Here is a 20,609-nt window from a genome sequence, read left to right as displayed (position 1 = left end):
GCCCTTTACGAACGAAGGAACGAAGATCATGCGCCACAAAAAGGCCCATCGTAAACTCAACCGCACGTCGAGCCATCGCAAGGCGATGCTCCGCAACTTGGCGGCCGGCCTCATCAAGCATGAGCAGGTCATGACGACCCTGCCCAAGGCGAAGGAACTGCGCCCCTATGTCGAGAAGCTGGTGACGCTCGCGAAGAAGGGCGGTCTTTCGAACCGCCGCCTCGCCATGTCCCGCCTGATGGACGAGACGCAGCTTAAAAAGCTCTTCGACGTGTTGGCCGAGCGCTATGCGGACCGCGAGGGCGGCTATACGCGGATCATCAAGGCCGGCTATCGCGCGTCGGATGCGGCGCCGATGGCCGTCATCGAATTCGTCGATCGCGACGAAGACGCCAAGGGCCAGGATTCCGGTCCGGTCGAATTCGACGAAGATTTCGCGGACGAAGTCGTCGCCTAACGGACTTTGAGCAAACACCGTTTGACTATTTTCCAAGGGGATCGCGGCTGCTAGGCTTGCGGTCCCCTTTGCATTTCGAGGTATCCGATGACCGCTCGCCGCCTGCTTCTCCCGCTCGCCTGTCTCGCCATGCCGGCCATAGCCATCGCTCAAGGATCCGCGCCCATGGAAACGCCGCTCGCCTATCCCGAAACCGAGCGCGGTGATGTGGTCGAGGAACAGTTCGGCGTGGCCGTCACCGACCCCTATCGCTGGCTCGAAAATGACGTCCGGAACGACCAGAATGTCCGCGACTGGGTCACCGCGCAGAATGCGGTGACCGACGCCTATCTCGAAACCCTACCCGGGCGCGACACGATTGCGGCGCGGCTGACCGAGCTGTGGAATTACGAGCGGATCGGCATCCCCGTGAAACGCGGGGACCGCTATTTCTACACGCGCAATGACGGGCTGCAGAACCAGTCCGTGCTCTATATGCGCGAAGGGCTGGACGGCGAGCCGCGGCTGCTGATCGATCCCAATGAATGGTCGGATGACGATGCGACGGCGATGGCGCAATGGGTGCCCTCGCCGGACGGCCGCTATATCGCCTATGGCGTGCAGGATGGCGGGACGGACTGGCGCACGATCCGCGTGCTCGATGTCGAAAGCGGCGAGACGCTGCCCGATACCGTCGAATGGGCGAAGTTCACCAATATCAGCTGGGCCGAAGGCGGTGCCGGCTTCTTCTATTCGCGTTTTCCCGCGCCCGATGCGGAAGGCGAATTCCAGTCGCTGAACACAAACCAGGCCGTCTATTATCACGCCATCGGCACGGAGCAGTCGGCGGATCGGCTCGTCTTTGCGACGCCGGATCGCCCGCAGCTCAACAATTTCGCCGAAGTAACGGACGATAAGCGTTGGCTGCTTATCTATTCGTCCGAGGGCACCGATGCGCGCTACGAGGTGACGCTCGGCGATCTGACGCAAGACGATATCCCGACCCGCACGATCGTTACCGGGTTCGATTATAATTGGGATCTGGCCGGATCGAATGGCGATCAGCTCTATTTCGTGACGAACAACGATGCGCCGCGCGAGCGCATCGTGCGGATGGACGTATCGGGCGACACCCCGACGCTGACCGAGATCGTGCCGGAGGACGAAGCGACGCTCGAAGGCGCATCGCTTGTCGGCGACCGGCTGATCGCCAACTATCTCGTCGATGCGCGCAACGAAGCCCGGGTCTTCGATCGCGACGGCAACCGCGTCGCAACGGTCGAACTGCCCGGTATCGGCAGCACGGGCGGGTTCAGCGGGGAGCTTGGCGATCCGGAGACCTTCTTCTCCTTCACGAGCTTCGCCACCCCGACGGCCATCTATCGCTATGACAGCGCGACCGGCGAAGTTTCGCCCTTCGCGGTGCCCGATGTGCCGTTCAATTCCGAAGACTATACGGTCGCCCAGCGTTTCTACATATCGCGGGACGGCACCCGCGTTCCGATGTTCATCGTGCACCGCGCCGATCTCGATCATTCCGAGCCGCGCCCGACGCTGCTTTATGGCTATGGCGGATTCAACATCTCGATCACGCCCGGCTTCAGCCCGGGACGGCTGCAATGGATGGAGATGGGCGGCGTGTTCGCGCTCGCCAATCTGCGCGGCGGCGGCGAATATGGTGCCGAATGGCATGACGCGGGCCGGCTGCTGAACAAGCAGAATGTGTTCGACGACATGATTGCGGCCGGCGAATATCTGATCGCCGAGGGCATCACGACGGCCGACCAGCTTGCCGTGCAGGGCCGCTCGAACGGGGGAACGCTCGTCGGTGCAGTCGTCAACCAGCGGCCGGATCTGTTCGCGGTCGGCCTGCCGGCCGTCGGCGTGATGGATATGTTGCGGTTCGATCGGTTCACCGCGGGTCGCTATTGGGTCGACGATTATGGCTATCCGAACCGCGAGCCCGATTTCCGCAATCTGCTGGCCTATTCGCCCTATCATAATGTTCCGGACAGCGGCGATTTCCCGGCGATCATGGTCACGACCGCCGATACCGACGACCGCGTCGTGCCCGGCCATAGTTTCAAATATGCGGCCGCGCTCCAGCATGCCGATCTCGGCGATCGGCCGCACCTGATTCGCATCGAAACGCGCGCCGGCCACGGTTCTGGACGCCCGACAAGTCAGCTCATCGCTGAATATGCGGACCTCTGGGCCTTCACCGCCCGATGGACGGGATTGGACGTTCCTGAGGGCGAATAGCCCGGATTTCCGGGATTTTTATCGTTCATGTTAATCGCCTTTTAGATTAACAGCGCCCTACGAACGAGTTCAGCCCCCGCTCAGTGCGGCTCTTCTACATCTGCTTCCGGTTCTTCAGAGAACCGTGTGCAGTAAAGGAGCCGCGAAATGACTATTATCGGAAAAACCCTGATGGGCGCGACCGCTGCGACCGCACTCGCCGTCGCCGCTCCCGCCCAGGCCAGCAACAATGACGGAATCGATGGTGGCGATATTCTCGCCGGCGTGCTCGTCCTCGGTGGCCTCGCCGCCGTGATCGCCGCCGTGTCGGACGATGACGATGATCGCTACGAGCATTATGACCGCCGCTATGACGGGCCCTATGCGCGCAATCATCGCGGCCACTATTATGGCCATGGACGGCTGCGCCCCCGCCAGGCGATCAACCGGTGCGCAATCGCTGCCCAGCAGCGCGCCTCCCGCTACGGCCGGGCGCAGATCACCGAAATCACCGATGTCGATCGCGCACGTGGCGGCTATCGGGTCGAAGGCCGCGTGGTGGTCGAGGAAAACCGCTTTGGCCGGCGCGGCTACTATAGAACAGCCGGGTATGACCGGGGCCGGTTCTCCTGCCGGATCCGTTACGGTCAGATCGATCGGCTGAGAGTGAGCGGGCTCGGCTAAACCGGGACCGTTCGCAGACGAGGGCGCGGAGCAGGCATGGGCTCCGCGCCCTTTTGCTTTTGGGCGCGGCGAGCACCGCCCTGCACTGACCGCTGGACGCAATCCCGGTACGCCATTATCGCTGCCCTATGACGGACCAGCCCACAGATTCGCCGGCGCCTCCGGCCCATTCCGAAACTATCCTGATCGTCGATTTCGGCAGCCAGGTGACGCAGCTTATCGCGCGGCGGGTGCGCGAAGCGGGCGTTTATAGCGAGATCGCGCCGTTCAACAGCGCCGAAGAAGCCTTCGAGCGTTTGCAGCCCAAGGGCGTGATCCTGTCGGGCTCGCCGGCCGGCGTGCCGGAGGAGGGGAGTCCGCGCGCGCCGGACGCGATCTTCGAGAGCGGCCTGCCGATCCTCGGCATCTGTTACGGCCAGCAGGTGATGACGCACCAGCTCGGCGGGGCAGTGGAGTCCGGCGAGAGCGGCGAATTCGGGCGTGCGTTCATCGAGATTTCGGATGAATGCGTGCTGTTCGATGGGCTGTGGAAGGTCGGCGAGACGCATCAGGTCTGGATGAGCCATGGCGACAAGGTGACGCAGTTTGCCGAGGGCTTCCGGATCGTCGCGACGACGGAGGGTGCGCCCTTCGCGCTGATCGCCGACGATGAGCGGCGTTACTATGGCACGCAATTCCACCCCGAGGTCGTCCACACGCCGGACGGGGCGAAGCTGATCGCCAATTTCGTCCGCCATGTCTGCGGCTGCCGCGGCGACTGGACGATGGCCGAGTATCGGGCGACCAAGATCGCCGAGATTCGCGAACAGGTCGGCGATGGGAAGGTCATTTGCGGTCTATCGGGCGGTGTCGACAGCGCGGTCGCGGCGGTGCTGATCCACGAGGCGATCGGCGAGCAGTTGACTTGTGTCTTCGTTGATCACGGGCTGATGCGTTTGGGCGAGGCCGAGCAGGTCGTCGGCCTGTTCAAGGGCCATTACAATATCCCGCTCGTCCATGTTAACGCCGAGACGCTGTTCCTCAACGGCCTCAAGGGCGAGAGCGATCCCGAAAAGAAGCGCAAATTCATCGGCAAGACCTTTATCGACGTGTTCGAGGATGAGGCAAAGAAGATCGGCGGCGCGGATTTCCTCGCCCAGGGCACGCTCTACCCCGATGTGATCGAGAGTGTGAGCTTCACGGGCGGGCCGAGCGTCACGATCAAATCGCACCATAATGTCGGCGGACTGCCGGAACGTATGAACATGCAGCTCGTCGAGCCGCTGCGCGAGCTGTTTAAAGATGAAGTGCGCGAACTCGGCCGCGAACTTGGCCTGCCCGATGCCTTTGTCGGCCGCCACCCGTTCCCTGGCCCCGGCCTCGCCATCCGCATCCCGGGCGAGGTCACCAAGGAACGCTGCGATATCCTGCGCAAGGCCGATGCGATCTACCTCGAGGAAATCCGCAACGCCGGGCTCTACGACGCAATCTGGCAGGCCTTCGCAGTACTCCTCCCGGTGAAAACCGTCGGCGTTATGGGCGACGGGCGGACCTATGACAGCGTCTGCGGCCTGCGCGCGGTGACCTCGACGGACGGCATGACCGCCGACGTCTATCCCTTCGACGCAAGCTTTTTGACGCGCGTGGCAACGCGGATCGTCAACGAGGTGAGGGGGATCAACCGGGTGGTATATGATTATACGTCGAAGCCGCCGGGGACGATTGAGTGGGAGTGAATCGCAGCGGCCTAAAAGTCTTCGCCTAGAGGTTGTCTTTTCGTATCGGTTTTTTATCTTGAAAAAAGAGGGAGAAACGACTGATGCGAAAGATTCATAATGAAGAAATTCATATTGGGCATGGGTGCCCAAAAGGCTGGTACCACCTGGGTCCATGACTATCTGAACGATCACGACAATTCTGAATTCGGATTTGCCAAGGAGTATCATTTTTTCGATCTGTACGCGATCGATAGCTTAAAGCCGAAACAGAAGAGATTGATATCAAGCTCGCTGCGAAAGTTGAACGGTAGCGAGAGCATATCCGAGTCCACAGTATTGCATAAGCTGGCGTGGTTTAACGATCCAAGTTACTATTTTTCGTATTTTGAGAATATTCTGCGCAATCCCGAGACGGCCGTAACCGGCGACCTCACGCCCACGTATTCGGGCCTGCCCGCAAGCGTACTGAACCTCATCCATAAAAATTTTCTCGATCGGGGCATCGAAGTTTGGCCGATATTTCTGATGCGCGATCCGGTCGATCGTCTGAAGTCTCGAGTGAAGATGTATTTTCGGAAGAAAAGAATCACCCCGAGCTACGAAGAAGAGATCAAGCTGATGAAGAAGCTGTGCCGATCTGAAGAGGTGAAGGTCCGAGCATCTTACAGCGACACGTATAAGAATATGAGAGAAGTCTACGGTGAGAATTGCTTCGTCGGGTTCTACGAAACCCTCTTTTCGGATGCGGAAACGAAGCGCCTGTGCGACATTATTGGCATCAACCATCATCAACCGAATTTCGATCGAAAATTGAATGTCAGCGATAGCCCCAACATTCTGTCCGAAAACGACATCGCTTACTTCAAGGACATATATGCCGATCAATATGCGTTTGCAGGGCGAGAATTTGGGTCGGAGTTTATCGGCTCGATTTGGCGCTAGGTCGCTGAGTGAGATAACCTTCTGACCTTTGCGCGCCTACTGCGTTCTGGTAATTGATAACGCAACGGATTCAACAACAAAGGGTTGCCGACGTGATTGCCACTCTCCGCACTGCCATGCCTACCGCGCTCGTTGCCCTTACCGCCTGTTCGCAGGCGCCTGCCGATCCGGCGTCGCTGACTGAAGGGGCCTGGGCACTCGACAACGCGGCGTCCGAACTGTCTTATGTAACGATCAAGGAGGAAGAGGTTGCCGAGCTCAATTCTTTCGAGGAATTGAGCGGCTCGGTGTCGCCCGACGGGGCGGCCAATATCGAGATCGACCTCGCGTCCGTGAACACCGGCGTCGACATTCGCGATGAGCGGATGCGCGATATATTGTTCGTGGTGACGGACCATCCGACGGCGACGGTAACAGCGCAGATCGACCCTGCCTCGTTCGAAACGCTGGGCGTGGGCGAGAGCACTGGGACGACGATTGAGGGGACGCTGTCGCTCACGGGCATCGACGCGCCGGTTCGGGGCGATGTGACCGTGACCCGTATCGGTCCGGACCGCGTGCTTGTTGTCTCCGATGCACCGATCATCGTCGAGGCCCGCCGGTTCGAGCTGCTGGACGGGTTGGCGCAATTGCAGGCTATTGTCGAACTGTCCTCGATCACGCCGGTGGTTCCGGTAAGCTTTTCACTGACATTCGAGCGCTAACCCTACCGTGACGTCGACCGTCACGCATGCGATTGTGCCGCTGGCTGTTGCGGTGGCGCTGGGGCCTCAGCGTATCTCCCCAAAGTTGGCGGTCGCGGGTGCGTTTATGGCGATTGTGCCTGATTTCGACGTGATCGGGTTTTGGTTCGGGATAGAGTATGGCGACGATTGGGGGCATCGCGGGGCGTCGCATTCTTTTCTTTTTGCATTTCTTGGTGCCGGAGTGGTCTCGCTGTTGTGGCGAGAGGCGCGTTCGATCACAGGCTTTCTCTTCCTCGCGCTGGCAATAGCGAGTAACGGGTTGCTCGATGCGGTGACCAATGGCGGGCTCGGCGTGGCGCTGCTGTGGCCGATGGACAATGCGCGCATCTTCGCACCCTACACTCCGGTCCGGGTCTCTCCGATTGGCCTGGATTTCTTTTCAGAAAGAGGGCTGGTGACGCTCTGGTCGGAGATGAAGTGGGTGTGGTTGCCGTGCCTGGCGCTGGCGCTGGGCGGATGGGGATTGCGGCGTGCAGCTCGACCTCGGCCCTGATCCGCGCACGGAAATCCTCCAGCGCACGCATGACCTGCTGATCGCCCATTTCGGCCGCGTCGTCCGTCCGCCGGACAAGCGGCGCGATCCGGTGTGGACTCTGGTCCAGGGCGTTATCGGGGCGCGGACGAAGACGATCCATTCGAACCGTTCGGCCGACGAGATGCTCGCACATTTCGGGACGTGGGAGGCGGTTGCGGCGGCGTCGGAGGCGGAGCTTCTGCCATTCCTCGAAACCGCCACCTTTCCCGAGCTTATGGCCGAGCGGCTCAAGGCGTGCCTGTCGGAGATCGTCGCGCGGCGCGGCGAAGTCGATCTGCGCCATCTCTCCAACCTGCCGACCGAAGAGGCGATGGAATGGCTCGAAAGCCTGCCGGGTGTCGCGCGCAAGGTCAGCGCCGGTGTGATGAACGCGAGCACGTTCAAACGCGCCGCGCTCGTCATCGACACCAATCACCGCCGCGTGATCCAGCGCATGGGGCTCGTGCCCGCCAAAGCCGATACGGCGCGCGCCTATGACACGCTGATGCCGATCCTGCCGGCAGACTGGACGGCGGAGGATGCCGACGAACATCATTTGCTGGTGAAGCGCGTCGGCCAGCGCTTCTGCCGGCCGAAGGAAACGCATTGCGGCATATGTCCGGCGCGCCCGGAGTGCCGCACGGCGCGAAAACGCGAAATCTGAGGCCGCGACCTGTTTTCAAGGCCATGTTCCGGAACCGAAACCGTTCTGCAACATTATTACTGAAACACCGAATGCCATTTCGCTCACAGCATGCACATTCGAAAGGCAGCCAGCTCAGCCTGATCCTGCCGCAATTTCGCATAAGCTGTCGATAATGGCACAGGGGATTGCAAAACAACGCCTTTTCGGCAAACGAACGGCGAATGTTTAGGAGTGTAACGATGAAGAAACTGGTTGCAGCACTTGGCCTGGGCTTGCTGGTCACGCCCGGCACCGCGCTGGCGACAGACGATGATTTCGAATTCTGGCTGAACCCTGCGGTAGGCTTCGATCTCGACGAGGATACCAGCATGGAGTTCGAAACCGCGCAGCGCTTTCGCGATGCGGGCAACGGCCGGCCGGATACCTATTTCTTCCGGCTCTGGGTGAACCAGGCGCTCAGCGATTCCGTCACGATCCAGGGCGCCGTCGAACGCCGCCTCAACGATGGCGGGTCGGATGAGACGCGCGTGATGCAGCAGCTTTCCACGCGCCACGGCATCCTGCGGACGCGCCTGCGTCTCGAGGAGCGCTTCGTAGACAATGCCGACCGGATGGGTCTGCGGATTCGCCCGCGTATCGGCATCGCTGTACCGATCGATCCGGAAGGGCGCTGGAGCTTCGAAACCGATGCCGAGCTGTTTTTCACGCTGCGCAGCAATAATCGGGGCGGGGATACCGGGGCGACGACTTTGCGCACACAGATCGGCTTTGGCTACGATATCAGCGATCGCGTTTCGCTGAGCGTTGCCTATCTGCGCAATCAGGATTTCGAGGACAATGCGCCGGACGAAGTCGGCCATGCGCCGATTATCGGGATCGAATACGCCTTCTGATCGGGAGGTGTATTGCCTGCGCTTCCCTTGTTGGATCGATGGGCATAGCGTGACGCGATATGGTCGTCCGTCCACCCAGTCAGCCGATTAACGTAGAGCCGAAGCCGTTCGAACCGGCGTCTACGCGTCAAGTTTGTCAACTTATTCAGGTTAGATGGCGTTTAAATGAACGAGGCGGGCGGATCCCCCTTGACCCCTGTCAACCAGTGTCAACCGGATCGCTGGCAGGCCAGTGAACGAAACCGGTCTGCTCCCGCCCAAAGATGTCGAAACGGTGTTCCGCCGACTCTCGGAAGCGATGCCGGGCCGCTCGCAGCGCGCCAAGGGGCCGAAGGGCCAGCCGGACGCGTTTCGCTCCTGCATCTCCTGTATGCTCTCGGCCCAGTCGCTGGACAGCAATACAGCCAAGGCGAGCCGCGCACTCTTCGCGCTGGCGCAGACGCCGGCCGAGATGCTGGCTCTCTCCGACGAGGCGATCATCGAAGCGATCAAGCCGGCCGGCCTCTATAACAACAAGGCGCGGGCGATCCGCAAATTCTGCCGCCAACTGCTCGACGAGCATGACGGCGTGGTGCCGAATACGCGCAAGGGGCTACTCGGCATGTACGGGATCGGCCGCAAATGCGCCGATATCGTGCTGAGCTTCACCTTTGGCGAGGATACGATCGCGGTGGATACGCATGTCGGGCGGTCTGCGACCGGATCGGGCTGGCGCGCGGGCCGACCGAGGCAAAGATTGCGGAGGTGCTCGATGATCGCGCGCCGGATTGGGCCAAGGATGAGGGTCACTTCTGGCTGATCCAGCTCGGCAAGCGCATCTGCCGATCGCGCCGCCCGCAATGCGAACGCTGCCCGGTCAGTGATCTGTGCCAATATCGTGCGGAGCCGGACGATGGGTAGCGGGCAACAGGAGTATGCCGTAGCCGCTGCGGCCGACCGCGAGGCCGTGATCGCACTGTGGCAGGCATGCGGGCTGACGCGGCCGTGGAACGATCCCGTAGCCGATTTCGATGCGGCCATCGGCAATGTGACATCCGATATCCTGCTGCTTGCCGAGAACGATGTGCTCATCGCGACTGTCATGGTCGGTTTCGACGGGCATCGCGGCTGGGTCTATTATCTCGCCATCGATCCCGATCGCCGCCGGGAAGGGCTCGGGAAACGGATGATGGATGCGGCCGAGGCGTGGCTGCGCGCACGCGATGCGCCCAAAATCCAGCTTATGGTGCGCAGCGACAATGCGGACGTGATCGCTTTTTACGAGGCGCTGGGGCTGGAGCGGCAGGACGTCGCGACGCTGGGCCGCCGATTGGACGATGACGGGGCTTGAGACGGTCCCGCTGTCCGCGTAATCAGCCGCCATGAAGGTCAAATATCGCGTCGTGCATCAAACCAAATCGATCTGGGAAGCGCTGCTCCGCGGCCGGTCCTGGACCGACTGGTATCTGGCGCAATATAAGGGATTCTGGGGCTGGAAGACGCTCGGCACATACCCGACCGTCGAAGAGGCCGAACAGGCTCTGGCCGACCATGCCGGCGGCGAATTGCTGAATTGTGGCTCCCGCATCGTCTCCGAGTTCGCCGAAAAGGACTAGTATGAGCGCCACCGCGAAGATTTTGCTCCTCGGTTCGGGCGAGCTCGGCAAGGAGTTCGTGATCTCCTGCCAGCGGCTCGGCTGTCATGTCGTCGCCTGCGATTCATACGATGGCGCGCCTGCGATGCAGGTGGCGGATGAACGCGAGGTCTTCTCGATGCTCGATGGCGAAGCGCTGGGTGCGGTGATCGAGAAGCACGCGCCCGATTTCATCGTGCCCGAGATCGAGGCGATCCGGACCGAAGTGCTCGCCGATTACGAGGTGAAGGGCTTTGCCGTCGTGCCCTCGGCCAAGGCCGCGCAGATGACGATGAACCGCGATGCGATCCGCGATCTGGCGGCTGAGGAGCTCGGTCTGACGACGTCCAACTATCTCTATGCTGAGAGCCGGGAAGAGCTGCGCAAGGCGGTCGACGAGATCGGCCTCCCGCTCGTGGTGAAGCCGGTCATGTCCTCGTCGGGCAAGGGGCAGAGCACGGTGAAAGTCGCGGGCGCGATCGACGGCGCCTGGAACTTCGCCGCCGATGGGATGCGCGGCGACCGCAAGCGCGTGATCGCCGAAGCCTTCGTTGATTTCGATTATGAGATCACCTTGCTGACCGTGCGCTCGAAAGACGGGATCCATTTCTGCCCGCCCATCGGGCATCGCCAGGAGCATGGCGATTATCGCGAAAGCTGGCAGCCCGCGGCGATGTCGGACACGGCGCTGGCCGAAGCTCAGGCGATGGCCGCCAAGGTTGTGGACGCGCTCGCCGGCGACGGGCGCGGCTGGGGCATTTTCGGCGTGGAATTTTTCGTGAAGGGCGATGAAGTCATCTTTTCCGAACTGTCCCCGCGTCCGCACGATACCGGCATGGTGACTTTGGTCTCGCAGGATTTGAACGAATTCGATTTGCACGCCCGGGCGATACTCGGGCTTCCGATCCCGACGATAGAAGCGAAAGGCGCGTCCGCCAGCGCCGTGATTCTCGCGGATCGGGCGGCCGAAGACTTCGCCTTCACAGATGTGGACGACGCGCTGGGCAAGGCGGGCGATGACTGCCATAGCGACGTCCGATTGTTCGGCAAGCCGGTTACCCGGCCCGGGCGGCGCATGGGCGTTGCACTGGCGCGGGTCGATAACGGTTCTGTCGAAGATGCGCGCGCGGCGGCGGTCGAGGCTGCGGACTGCGTGAAGATTAGTTACGGAGACGCATGACGATGGACCCGATCCTGTACGGCATTCCCAATTGCGACAGCATCAAGAAAGCGCGCAAATGGCTCGAGCGGCGGGCCGTCAACTATGCCTTTCATGACTATAAAAAGGCCGGGATTACCGAGGAAAAGCTGCGCGAATGGTCGGGCGAAGTCGGCTGGGAAGTGCTGCTCAACAAGCGCGGGACGACATTCCGCGAGCTGCCGGACGAGATGAAGGCCGATGTCGACGAGGATATCGCGGTCGCGCTGATGCTCTCCCATCCCTCGATGATCAAGCGCCCGGTGCTCGAAAGCGAAGGCCCGCTCATCGTCGGCTTCAAGGGCGGCGAATATGAAACGGCGCTGGGGCTGGAGCCGGAATAGGCCGATGCCCCTGGTTTCGCATAGCTGGCCAAGCGCCTGACGGACGGCTAAAACGCCGCCATGTCGACAACCTACACTCTCGATACGAAAACCGATCGCGCGCATCCGACGCCCAAGCCGATGAAGCGGTTGACGGTGCCGGCAATCCGCGGCCGCAAGACCGACGGCGAAAGCGGCGAGCCGTTGGTGATGCTGACCGCCTATACGGTGCGCACGGCACAGCTTCTCGATCCGCATTGCGATATGCTGCTCGTCGGGGATTCGCTCGGGCAGGTGATCTACGGCCTCGATTCGACGATTCCTGTCAGCCTCGACATGATGATCGCGCATGGTTCGGCCGTGGTGCGCGGCAGCTATCACAGCCTTGTCATCGTCGACATGCCGTTCGGCTCCTATGAGCAGAGCCCGGACCATGCGATCCGCTCGGCGACGCGTGTCATGAAGGAAACCGGCGCCGCCGCGATCAAGATGGAAGGCGGCGAGGCGATGGCCGAAACGGTCGCGTTTCTCTCGCAGCGCGGCATTCCCGTGATGGGCCATGTTGGGCTGACCCCACAGGCCGTGAATGTGCTGGGCGGGCATAAGGTCCAGGGCCGCGACGAAGCGACGGCGGCCAAGGTGTTGGCCGATGCCAAAGCGATCGACGAGGCCGGCGCCTTCTCCATCGTCATCGAGGGGGTGATTGAGCCGATCGCAATCGAAACGACCCGGGCCGTATCCTGCCCGACGATCGGCATCGGCGCTTCGGCGGCGTGCGACGGGCAGGTGCTGGTCACCGAAGACATGCTGGGGATGTTCGATCGTGTGCCCCGTTTCGTGAAGAAATATGACGATATGGCCGCGCAGGTCACGCAAGCCGTCGAACGCTATGCCGCCGAAGTCCGTAGCCGGGCCTTCCCCGAAGAGGCGCAAACCTACCAGCCCAAAAAATAGAAAAACCGCGCACCGTCGTGGTTCACAATTACTTTCCCTTGGCAATGCGCGCCGCTAAGGTCGGCCGCCATAACGATCTGGAGACGAACGTTGGCGATTGCGCCGCAAGATAACACCGCATTCATGCGCGAGGTGGACGAGGAAGTCCGCAAGGAACAGGCGGTCTTTTTCTGGGAACGCTGGGGCAAATGGATCGCGGGACTGGTGATCATCGGCCTCGCGGCCTTTGGCGGCTGGCTTTACTGGTCCAACCAGCAGACGGCGGCGGCCGAAGCCGAGACCGAACAGCTTGCCCAGCTGCTCGAAGATCTGAACGAAGGCACGCCCGACGATGTCGACGAAACGCTCGCTGCGCTGGCGGAATCGCGCCGGCCGATCATCCGTGCCGAAGCGATGCTGACTCAGGCGGCGCTCGCGCTTCAGAATGGCGATGAGGAGACCGCGGTCGAGCGGTTTGGCGCCATCGCCGCCGATGACGGGTTGCCGCAGCAGTTTCGCGATCTCGCGCTGATCCGGCAGACGGCCATCGAGTTCGAGGATATGGAGCCGCAGGCGGTTATCGACCGGATGGCGGGCCTCGCCCAGCCCGGCAATCCGTGGTTCGGCAGCGCCGGCGAACTGACGGCCGTCGCCATGATGCGGCAGGGCAATAATGACCAGGCTGGTGCGATGTTCGCGCAAATCGCGAATGACGAAATGGTGCCGCAGACGCTTCGGACACGTGCGGTTCAGATGGCCGGTGTATTGGGCGTGGATGCCGTGCCGGACGAGCCGGTCGAAATGGTAGAGGAACAGGCTGTGACGGACCCGTTAGCGGCGCCGGTTGCAGCGGAGGAAGCGACCCCATGATGCGTATTGTAATTCCCATTTGCGCGGCGCTCGCGCTGAGCGGCTGCGGCCTTTTCCGCGGCGATGGCGATGCGACGCCGACGATCGGCAACCGCACGCCGATCCTCGTGTCCGAGAATGACGTGCAAGCTGATCCGCAGATCGCGACGGTGCCGGTCGTGATACCGGCACCCGCGCCCAATGCCGGCTGGGTCCAGCCCGGCGGCAGTGCCAGCAAGTCGATCGGCCATCTGGCGCTCAGCAGCACGCCGACCCAGGCATGGTCGGTATCGATCGGCGATGGCGGCGGCTCGCGCGCGCGGCTCGCTGCGGCGCCGGTCGTGAGCAACGGTCGCGTCTATACGATTGATACCGAAGCGACGGTCCGCGCCTTCGATGCGCAGACGGGCGGCGAAGTCTGGTCGATGCGGTTCGGGACCGAAATCGACGGCGATTCCGCGCTGTTCGGCGGCGGTGTCAGCGTGTCGGGTGACCGGCTCTACGTCACTAACGGCGTTGGCTATGCCGGTGCGCTCAATATCGCCGACGGCAGCCAGATCTGGAAAGTGCGGCCCGGCGGTCCGCTGCGCGGCTCGCCGACGATCGCCAACAACAATGTCTACGTGCTGACGCAGGACAATCAGATTTTCGCGCTCGACCCGGCCAATGGCGAAACACGCTGGAGCGTATCGGGCACGCTCGAAGTATCCGGCGTGTTCGGCGTCGCCGCGCCCGCTTCGGCGCAGGGCACGCTGGTGGCGGGTTTCTCCTCGGGCGAGCTGATCGCCTATCGCTACGAGAACGGCCAGATCGTCTGGCAGGACGGGCTCAATCGCACGAGCATCTCGACCTCCGTCTCGACCTTGTCTGATATTGACGCCAGCCCGGTGATCGATGGCGGTTTCGTCTATGCGGTGGGCCAGGGCGGGCGCATGGTCGCGCTGCGGCTGATTACCGGCGAACGTCTTTGGGAGCTTAATGCGGGCGGCCTTTCGACCCCGTGGATTGCGGGCGACTGGATGTTCGCCGTGACCGACGATGCGCGGGTGGTAGCCGTCGCGCGGGCCAATGGGCGCATCCGCTGGATCAGCCAGTTGCAGCGCTATCGCGACGAGGAAGACCGCAAGGGCCCGATTTTCTGGCGCGGGCCCGTGCTGGCCGGTGGTCAGCTCATTCTGGCATCGAGCCGCGGCCATCTGGTCTTTATCGATCCGGCAACCGGCGGGGTGAATCGGATCGAAGAGCTCGACGAGGGCGTCGATTTGCCGCCGGTCGTCGCCAATAACACGCTGTATCTGCTCGACAATGACGGCGAGCTGAGCGCCTGGCGCTAACCGCCGGGAAAGGCTCATACGCCATGGAGCGGCTGCCCGTCATCGCGATTATCGGCCGCCCCAATGTCGGCAAGTCGACCCTGTTCAACCGGCTCGTCGGCAAGAAGCTGGCGCTGGTCGATGATCGGCCCGGCGTTACCCGGGACCGGCGTGAGGGCGATGCGCATCTGTTCGGCCTCGATTTCCGGGTCATCGATACGGCCGGCTATGAAGACGAAGACCCGAAAAGCCTGCCCGGGCGCATGCGCCAGCAGACCGAACGGGCGATCGCGGAAGCCGATGCGGCGCTGTTCCTGTTCGATGCGCGCGCGGGCCTGACGCCGCTCGACGAGGAAATCGCCCGCTGGCTCCGCGGTACGGAAACGCCGGTAGTGCTGGTCGGCAACAAGGCTGAGGGCAATGCGGGCGAGGCAGGGCTTTACGAAAGCTATGGCCTTGGCCTGGGCGATCCGGTGGCGCTGAGCGCTGAGCATGGCGAAGGCATGGCCGATCTGTTCGCGCGGCTGCAGCCTTATGTCGAGCGCGAGGCTGGCGCCGAGGCGGACGGCGAACCGGAGGAGGGCGGACCGCTCAAACTGGCGATCGTCGGCCGGCCCAATGCCGGTAAATCGACGCTGATCAACAAGATGTTGGACGACGACCGGCTCATTACCGGGCCCGAGGCGGGCATCACGCGCGATTCCATCGCCGTGCCCTGGGAATGGCAGGGGCGGCCGGTCGAGCTTATCGATACGGCCGGTATGCGCAAGCGTGCGCGAGTGAAGGACAAGCTTGAGAAACTGTCGGTTGCCGATGGGCTGAGAGCGGTCGATTTCGCCGAAGTCGTCGTGCTGCTGCTGGATGCGACAAAGGGTCTGGAACTGCAGGACCTGAAGATCGCCGATCATGTAATTAGCGAGGGCCGCGCGATCATCGTCGCGATCAACAAATGGGATGTCGCGGAAGACAGGAAAGGGCTGTTCGAAGGTATCGAGACCGCGCTTGGCGAGGGGCTGGCGCAGGTGCGCGGCGTACCGCTCGTCTCGATATCGGCGGTGACGGGGAAGGGCATCGATCATCTGATAGAGACCGCCTTTGCGACGCGCGAAGCCTGGTCACGGCGCGTGCCGACGGGCGAACTCAACCGCTGGTTTCGCGATGCGATTGAGCGCAATCCGCCGCCCGCGCCCAAGGGCCGCCGGATCAAGCTGCGTTACATGACGCAGGCGCGCACGCGGCCGCCCAGCTTCGTGCTGTTCGGGACGCGCGTCGATCATTTGCCGAAAAGCTATGAGCGTTATCTGTTGAACGGCATCCGCAACGAGTTGGGCTTCGGCGCCGTGCCGGTGCGGCTGACCGTGCGCGCGCCGAAAAATCCCTATCAGGACGGCAGCGATGGCCGATAGCGGCGGTTCCGATGCCCGCGCGGTCGATATCGATGCGCGCGGGCTGAAATGCCCATGGCCGGCGCTACGTCTCGCTCGCGCCATGCGGCAAACCGATCGCGCGGTAATCGTCGCGGACGACCCCATAGCCCCGGCGGAGATTGCGTCGCTGGCCGGCGAACAGGGCTGGGCGGTGGACGCAATCGAGACGAGGATCGGCCCCGGCTGGCGCGTTTCGCGATAGCAAACCCGTTTTTCGCTCGTTTGGCCGCATAATCGGCCGTCTGCTGCCGTTCAAACCTCCCGATAAACCAGTTGTTTACGCTCGCTCTGTATGGCCTGTACGGGGTATGTGATGAAGGGCGCAGATGGTGTCGTTCGAAAAGGACAATCTGGTCGACTGGACCGAGTTCAACGCGGTTCGCGAACAATTGGGCGCGAATTTCGCGCGCATTCTGCGTTATTTCCGCGAAGACGGCGTCAAATCGGTCGAGGCGATCGAGCAGGCCATGCGCCAGCGTGAAAGCGCGGCGCTCGTCGTGCCGGCCCATACGCTGAAGGGCGAAGCGCTGCAGTTCGGCGCCCGCCCGCTCAGCGAGATCGCCGAAAAGATCGAGATGACGGCGCGCCATCTCGTCGAAATCCAGCAGACCCCGGAAGAGCTTGTACCGGACGCCGCGCAGCTGCGCCCCGTATTCGAAGCGACGATGGCGAGCCTCGAAGAGGCGACGAACCCGCTGGTTCAGCGCCGCCATGCGGAGGAAGAGCCGGCGGTCGCCAATCAGAAGTTCGGCCGGCTCTAGGCCTACCAGCCCGCCAAAGCGCCTAAATCAGCCCTCTTGTGCCGGTTCCGACTGAAGCTGGCAGTAATTCTCGATCCCCATCCGCTCGATCATATCGAACTGCTCCTCAAGCGTGTCGACATGGTCTTCCTCGCTGTCGAGGATCGCTGCGAAGAGATCGCGGCTGACATAGTCGCGCACCTTCTCGCAATGCTCGATCGCATCGCGCAGCAGCGGGATCGCGTCATGTTCGAGCGCAAGATCGGCCTTCAGTATCTCTTCGACGCTCTCGCCGACGCGCAGGCGGCCGAGCAGCTGGAAATTGGGCAGGCCGTCGAGAAACAGGATGCGTTCGGCCAACTGGTCCGCATGCTTCATTTCGTCGATCGATTCATGGCGTTCGAACTCGGCGAGCTTCTTTATGCCCCAATTGTCGAGCATCCGGTAATGCAGCCAATATTGGTTGACCGCGGTGAGTTCGTTCTTCAGCGCCTCGTTGAGGAATTCGATGACCTTTTCGTCACCCTTCATGCCGGATCTCCTTGTTTCGATCCCGGCTATATAGCGATGCAGAAGGCTTTGGAGAAGCCCAAAAACCCCGGTTTTCCAATAGTTTCAGATGATTCTGCTAGGCAGTTGCAGCTTCGGAACGAATAATCTCTCTTGCGAACGACACGCATTGACCACAGCGCGCCTTGCAGCCCATTTGCGCATAGGCGGAGCATGGGGTGGACGCGCCTTTTTTGGCGGCGTCCCGCAGATCTTTTTCGCGAATCGCGTTGCAGATGCAAACAACCATGGGGGTTTGCTACGCCTATTGAGATTAATTCGCAATAGTAAAAATGAACGTCCGGTTATTTCCGGATCGGCTGGATTTCGCGGCGGGCGAGGGTTCGCCAGAGCCATTCGAGCGGCCCGAAGCGGAACCGGTCAAGCCAGGGTTTCGACCAGAGCAGCATCAGCGCCCAGACGCCAAGCACGACGAGATAGAGCGCGGGCCGGCCGAGTTCGCCGAACAGCGCCAGCCCGTATCCGTAGAAGATCGTCGTGCAGACGATGCTGGTACCAAGATAGTTGGTAAATGCCGCTCGCCCAGCAGCTGCAACCCGATCGATCAGCCTGCTTTCGCGAAATGCGCGGATCGCAAGAATGAGCAGCGATGTGTAGCCGATCGCCAGCAACAATCGCGGTAAGGCGGACCAGCCTTGGGTGACGTTCAAGGCCCACACGATGTCGAAACCCTTCGCGTAGACGATGGCGCCCAGCGCCGCGCTGATCGGCAGGCCGATAGCCGTGAACCAAAGGCCAATTTTTCTGTAGCGGGCGGCATCCCATTCGCCGAGCAGAAAGCGGTTCTTGTAGAGCCCCATCCCGATCATCATCAGCGGAATCGTCTCGAGCGGCGCAAGAATGAGATTCTGCAGCGGCATCCACCATCGGTTCTCGATCTTGTCGGCAAGGATTTCGCTATAGCTACCCAGATAGACAGCGATCTCCCGCGCGACGCCGTCGCCGATGATGCCCATATCGGTAAGCACGATGTCATATTCTGCGAGCGCCTCGGCGCTGGCACCCGGCGAGGTCGCTTCCGCCTGCAAGACAAACAGGCTGCTAAGCCCGATTGTCAGAAGAAGACCGCCGATCGCATAGATAATGACACCCCATTTTATCAGCGTCTTTGCCTGCCAGCGGCGGCAGAGAAAGACGATGCATCCGGCGCCCGCATAGAGAAACAGAATGTCGCCCCACCAGAGAAACAGGAAGTGCAGGAGCCCGAACAGGGCGAGCCACGCCATGCGCGAATAATGGATGGCGGCCGGCGATTGCGCATCACGTTCGGCGCGTTCCGCAATCAATGTCATGCTGGCGCCGAACAGCAGCGTGAAAAGCGCCCGCAGCTTGCCGTCGACAAGTATGAAGCCGGCAAGCCAGGCCGCCACGTCGCCGGACGTTTCGCCGCCATACACCGCGGGACTCACGACGGCCATGTCGGGCATGCCGAAGGCTACGATATTGATCAGCAATATGCTCATCACCCCAAAGCCGCGCAGGGCGTCCATCGTGATGTAGCGATCGGCGATCGGAGAAGTCGTGGCCATATATGCCCTAGCGTATTATTGTAGTAATACGCCAAATCACAAATTTGTCCAGCGCTACGGCACTATTTTCGGATCGGCTGTATTTCCCGCCGGGCGAGGGTTCGCCAGAGCCATTCGAGCGGGCCGTAGCGGAACCGGTCGAGCCAGGGCTTCGACCAGAGCAGCATCAGCGCCCAGACGCCGAGCACGACAATGTAGAGCGCGGGCCGGCTCAGCTCGCCATAGAGTCCGAAGCCATAGCCGTAGAAGATCGTCGTGCAGACGATGCTCGTGCCCAGATAGTTGGTGAAGGCGGCCCGCCCGACGGCGGCGACACGGTCCATGAAAGCGCTGCCGGCCGAAGATTTCACCCAATAGAGGATGAGCGCGGCATGGGCGAGGATGATCGCCGGATTGACGAGCACCTGCCCGGTAAAGTCGAGGGCGAAGGCCGTGATCGGGTCGAAACCGCTTGCGATGATACCGAATGCGAGAGCCATCATCAGCGGCAGGCCAATCAGATAGCCGATCTTTATGCAGCGGACATAGGCGGCCCGCTCCCACTGGCCGGTCAGGAAGCCGCTTTTCAGCCCTGCCATGCCGAGCAACATAAGGCCGAGCGTCTCGATAGCGGCGGTAAAATTCGCCATGATCGGTTCGGTGATTCCGGGCCCCAACCGATAGGACAGGATACCGACATAGTCGCCGCGATAGCGCGCAAGATCTTCGGCGAGCTTGTCGGGTGGTATCGGGCCGAACTGCGCCTCGAATTCCGTCCATTGCCGAATGAGTTCTGCATCGGCGCCCGGCGCTGCAGCGGCCTCGCGCAACATCCAGAGCGACCAGGTCAGCAATCCGAACAGGATGGCGTGCATGACGATCAGGATGAGACCCAATACGACCAGCCGGTGCGTTTCCATCTTGCGGAAGAAGAAGGCGATCGATCCGATGATCGCGTAGAGCATCAGGATGTCGCCATGCCAGATCGCATAGGCATGCAGCGCGCCGAAGAAGAGCAGCCAGGACATGCGCGAATAATGGGTCAGAGCCGGGTTTTCGTCCTTCGCCTCGGCGCTTTGGATTACGATTAGCATGGACGCGCCGAACAGCACCGAGAAGAGTCCGCGCATCTTGCCGTCGGAGAAAACGAAATTGGTCGCCCAGACCGCGATATCGGCAGGACTGTCTCCGCCATAGGCGATGGGCGTGAAATAGGCTCCCGGTGGCATCGCGAAGGCGACGATGTTCATGAGCAATATGCCCATGACCGCGATGCCGCGCACGACATCGAGGCTGACAAACCGGCTGTCCATCGGACCTGCGCTGCCCATAGTCT

25 protein-coding genes are annotated in these 20,609 nt (G+C 61.8%); 21 read left to right on the top strand and 4 right to left on the bottom strand.

Going from position 1 to position 20,609, the window contains the following annotated elements:
- Positions 1-28: 28 nt before the first annotated feature.
- The 21 genes from rplQ (at position 29) to Q0974_RS14945 (ending at position 17,216) form a co-directional block, all read left to right on the top strand.
- Positions 29-457: a 50S ribosomal protein L17 gene (gene rplQ, locus Q0974_RS15040; protein WP_299329290.1), complete on the top strand. Its 429-nt coding sequence runs from the start codon at positions 29-31 to the stop codon at positions 455-457.
- Positions 458-622: 165 nt separating this feature from the next.
- Positions 623-2,698, top strand: coding sequence for a prolyl oligopeptidase family serine peptidase (locus Q0974_RS15035; RefSeq protein WP_299329288.1), 2,076 nt, complete (start codon positions 623-625; stop codon positions 2,696-2,698).
- Between the two features lie 147 nt (positions 2,699-2,845).
- Complete coding sequence (locus tag Q0974_RS15030) at positions 2,846-3,361, top strand: hypothetical protein (protein WP_299329286.1); 516 nt, start codon at positions 2,846-2,848, stop codon at positions 3,359-3,361.
- A 128-nt stretch (positions 3,362-3,489) separates the two neighbouring features.
- The gene (guaA, locus tag Q0974_RS15025; protein WP_299329284.1) at positions 3,490-5,076 is read left to right on the top strand and encodes a glutamine-hydrolyzing GMP synthase; all 1,587 of its coding nucleotides are present in this window, start codon (positions 3,490-3,492) and stop codon (positions 5,074-5,076) included.
- 99 nt (positions 5,077-5,175) lie between these two features.
- Positions 5,176-6,000 carry a sulfotransferase gene (locus Q0974_RS15020; RefSeq protein WP_299329282.1) on the top strand — a complete coding sequence of 275 codons (825 nt, stop codon included), beginning with the start codon at positions 5,176-5,178 and terminating at the stop codon, positions 5,998-6,000.
- Between the two features lie 92 nt (positions 6,001-6,092).
- Complete coding sequence (locus Q0974_RS15015; protein WP_299329280.1) at positions 6,093-6,704, top strand: YceI family protein; 612 nt, start codon at positions 6,093-6,095, stop codon at positions 6,702-6,704.
- A gap of 7 nt (positions 6,705-6,711) precedes the next feature.
- Entirely contained in the window at positions 6,712-7,239 is a 528-nt protein-coding gene (locus tag Q0974_RS15010) for a metal-dependent hydrolase (RefSeq protein WP_299329278.1), read from the top strand.
- A complete protein-coding gene (locus tag Q0974_RS15005; RefSeq protein WP_299329276.1) occupies positions 7,217-7,924 on the top strand; it encodes an endonuclease III in 708 nt (235 codons plus the stop codon). Before Q0974_RS15010 ends, Q0974_RS15005 begins: the two co-directional genes overlap by 23 nt.
- 221 nt (positions 7,925-8,145) lie before the next feature.
- On the top strand, positions 8,146-8,799 hold the full coding sequence (locus Q0974_RS15000; RefSeq protein ID WP_299329275.1) for a DUF2490 domain-containing protein: 654 nt from the start codon (positions 8,146-8,148) through the stop codon (positions 8,797-8,799).
- Between the two features lie 232 nt (positions 8,800-9,031).
- Positions 9,032-9,598 (top strand): endonuclease III, encoded by a 567-nt coding sequence (locus Q0974_RS14995; protein ID WP_299329273.1) that lies wholly within the window; start codon positions 9,032-9,034, stop codon positions 9,596-9,598.
- Positions 9,544-9,699 carry a hypothetical protein gene (locus tag Q0974_RS16290; RefSeq protein WP_366943606.1) on the top strand — a complete coding sequence of 52 codons (156 nt, stop codon included), beginning with the start codon at positions 9,544-9,546 and terminating at the stop codon, positions 9,697-9,699. The genes Q0974_RS14995 and Q0974_RS16290 overlap by 55 nt, the downstream gene beginning before the upstream one ends.
- Positions 9,692-10,129 carry a GNAT family acetyltransferase gene (locus tag Q0974_RS14990; protein WP_299329271.1) on the top strand — a complete coding sequence of 146 codons (438 nt, stop codon included), beginning with the start codon at positions 9,692-9,694 and terminating at the stop codon, positions 10,127-10,129. The genes Q0974_RS16290 and Q0974_RS14990 overlap by 8 nt, the downstream gene beginning before the upstream one ends.
- 31 nt (positions 10,130-10,160) lie before the next feature.
- On the top strand, positions 10,161-10,394 hold the full coding sequence (locus tag Q0974_RS14985) for a hypothetical protein (protein ID WP_299329269.1): 234 nt from the start codon (positions 10,161-10,163) through the stop codon (positions 10,392-10,394).
- Between the two features lies 1 nt (position 10,395).
- Positions 10,396-11,592, top strand: coding sequence for a formate-dependent phosphoribosylglycinamide formyltransferase (gene purT, locus Q0974_RS14980; RefSeq protein ID WP_299329267.1), 1,197 nt, complete (start codon positions 10,396-10,398; stop codon positions 11,590-11,592).
- 2 nt (positions 11,593-11,594) lie between these two features.
- Positions 11,595-11,954 carry an ArsC family reductase gene (locus Q0974_RS14975; RefSeq protein WP_299329440.1) on the top strand — a complete coding sequence of 120 codons (360 nt, stop codon included), beginning with the start codon at positions 11,595-11,597 and terminating at the stop codon, positions 11,952-11,954.
- A gap of 60 nt (positions 11,955-12,014) precedes the next feature.
- Positions 12,015-12,887, top strand: coding sequence for a 3-methyl-2-oxobutanoate hydroxymethyltransferase (gene panB / locus Q0974_RS14970; protein WP_299329265.1), 873 nt, complete (start codon positions 12,015-12,017; stop codon positions 12,885-12,887).
- Between the two features lie 123 nt (positions 12,888-13,010).
- Positions 13,011-13,736, top strand: a complete 726-nt coding sequence (locus tag Q0974_RS14965) for a tetratricopeptide repeat protein (protein WP_299329263.1) — start codon at positions 13,011-13,013, stop codon at positions 13,734-13,736.
- Positions 13,733-15,049, top strand: coding sequence for a PQQ-binding-like beta-propeller repeat protein (locus Q0974_RS14960; protein ID WP_299329261.1), 1,317 nt, complete (start codon positions 13,733-13,735; stop codon positions 15,047-15,049). The genes Q0974_RS14965 and Q0974_RS14960 overlap by 4 nt, the downstream gene beginning before the upstream one ends.
- Before the next feature lie 23 nt (positions 15,050-15,072).
- Positions 15,073-16,434, top strand: coding sequence for a ribosome biogenesis GTPase Der (gene der / locus Q0974_RS14955; protein ID WP_299329259.1), 1,362 nt, complete (start codon positions 15,073-15,075; stop codon positions 16,432-16,434).
- On the top strand, positions 16,424-16,657 hold the full coding sequence (locus tag Q0974_RS14950; protein ID WP_299329257.1) for a sulfurtransferase TusA family protein: 234 nt from the start codon (positions 16,424-16,426) through the stop codon (positions 16,655-16,657). The genes der and Q0974_RS14950 overlap by 11 nt, the downstream gene beginning before the upstream one ends.
- 124 nt (positions 16,658-16,781) lie before the next feature.
- Positions 16,782-17,216 (top strand): Hpt domain-containing protein, encoded by a 435-nt coding sequence (locus Q0974_RS14945; protein WP_299329255.1) that lies wholly within the window; start codon positions 16,782-16,784, stop codon positions 17,214-17,216.
- Between the two features lie 27 nt (positions 17,217-17,243).
- On the opposite strand, the gene bfr is transcribed toward Q0974_RS14945, so the two are convergent.
- From bfr to Q0974_RS14925, 4 genes are all read right to left on the bottom strand, one after another.
- Entirely contained in the window at positions 17,244-17,726 is a 483-nt protein-coding gene (bfr, locus tag Q0974_RS14940; protein WP_299329253.1) for a bacterioferritin, read from the bottom strand.
- A 97-nt stretch (positions 17,727-17,823) separates the two neighbouring features.
- On the bottom strand, positions 17,824-17,994 hold the full coding sequence (locus Q0974_RS14935) for a (2Fe-2S)-binding protein (RefSeq protein WP_299329252.1): 171 nt from the start codon (positions 17,992-17,994) through the stop codon (positions 17,824-17,826).
- Between the two features lie 55 nt (positions 17,995-18,049).
- Positions 18,050-19,294 (bottom strand): DUF418 domain-containing protein, encoded by a 1,245-nt coding sequence (locus Q0974_RS14930; RefSeq protein ID WP_299329250.1) that lies wholly within the window; start codon positions 19,292-19,294, stop codon positions 18,050-18,052.
- Between the two features lie 62 nt (positions 19,295-19,356).
- Positions 19,357-20,604 carry a DUF418 domain-containing protein gene (locus tag Q0974_RS14925; RefSeq protein WP_299329249.1) on the bottom strand — a complete coding sequence of 416 codons (1,248 nt, stop codon included), beginning with the start codon at positions 20,602-20,604 and terminating at the stop codon, positions 19,357-19,359.
- Positions 20,605-20,609: the final 5 nt, after the last annotated feature.

This window comes from Parasphingopyxis sp., from assembly GCF_028279465.1.
GTDB lineage: Bacteria > Pseudomonadota > Alphaproteobacteria > Sphingomonadales > Sphingomonadaceae > Parasphingopyxis.
This window is presented reverse-complemented; position numbering and strand designations above follow the sequence as displayed.

Coding starts and splice junctions, on each gene's coding strand:
- rplQ (WP_299329290.1), top strand. CDS start 29: ATGCGCCACAAAAAGGCCCATCGTAAACTCAACCGCACGTCGAGCCAT.
- Q0974_RS15035 (WP_299329288.1), top strand. CDS start 623: ATGGAAACGCCGCTCGCCTATCCCGAAACCGAGCGCGGTGATGTGGTC.
- Q0974_RS15030 (WP_299329286.1), top strand. CDS start 2,846: ATGACTATTATCGGAAAAACCCTGATGGGCGCGACCGCTGCGACCGCA.
- guaA (WP_299329284.1), top strand. CDS start 3,490: ATGACGGACCAGCCCACAGATTCGCCGGCGCCTCCGGCCCATTCCGAA.
- Q0974_RS15020 (WP_299329282.1), top strand. CDS start 5,176: ATGAAGAAATTCATATTGGGCATGGGTGCCCAAAAGGCTGGTACCACC.
- Q0974_RS15000 (WP_299329275.1), top strand. CDS start 8,146: ATGAAGAAACTGGTTGCAGCACTTGGCCTGGGCTTGCTGGTCACGCCC.
- Q0974_RS14990 (WP_299329271.1), top strand. CDS start 9,692: ATGGGTAGCGGGCAACAGGAGTATGCCGTAGCCGCTGCGGCCGACCGC.
- Q0974_RS14985 (WP_299329269.1), top strand. CDS start 10,161: ATGAAGGTCAAATATCGCGTCGTGCATCAAACCAAATCGATCTGGGAA.
- purT (WP_299329267.1), top strand. CDS start 10,396: ATGAGCGCCACCGCGAAGATTTTGCTCCTCGGTTCGGGCGAGCTCGGC.
- Q0974_RS14975 (WP_299329440.1), top strand. CDS start 11,595: ATGGACCCGATCCTGTACGGCATTCCCAATTGCGACAGCATCAAGAAA.
- panB (WP_299329265.1), top strand. CDS start 12,015: ATGTCGACAACCTACACTCTCGATACGAAAACCGATCGCGCGCATCCG.
- Q0974_RS14965 (WP_299329263.1), top strand. CDS start 13,011: ATGCGCGAGGTGGACGAGGAAGTCCGCAAGGAACAGGCGGTCTTTTTC.
- Q0974_RS14960 (WP_299329261.1), top strand. CDS start 13,733: ATGATGCGTATTGTAATTCCCATTTGCGCGGCGCTCGCGCTGAGCGGC.
- der (WP_299329259.1), top strand. CDS start 15,073: ATGGAGCGGCTGCCCGTCATCGCGATTATCGGCCGCCCCAATGTCGGC.
- Q0974_RS14950 (WP_299329257.1), top strand. CDS start 16,424: ATGGCCGATAGCGGCGGTTCCGATGCCCGCGCGGTCGATATCGATGCG.
- Q0974_RS14945 (WP_299329255.1), top strand. CDS start 16,782: ATGGTGTCGTTCGAAAAGGACAATCTGGTCGACTGGACCGAGTTCAAC.
- bfr (WP_299329253.1), bottom strand. CDS start 17,726: ATGAAGGGTGACGAAAAGGTCATCGAATTCCTCAACGAGGCGCTGAAG.
- Q0974_RS14935 (WP_299329252.1), bottom strand. CDS start 17,994: ATGGTTGTTTGCATCTGCAACGCGATTCGCGAAAAAGATCTGCGGGAC.
- Q0974_RS14930 (WP_299329250.1), bottom strand. CDS start 19,294: ATGGCCACGACTTCTCCGATCGCCGATCGCTACATCACGATGGACGCC.
- Q0974_RS14925 (WP_299329249.1), bottom strand. CDS start 20,604: ATGGGCAGCGCAGGTCCGATGGACAGCCGGTTTGTCAGCCTCGATGTC.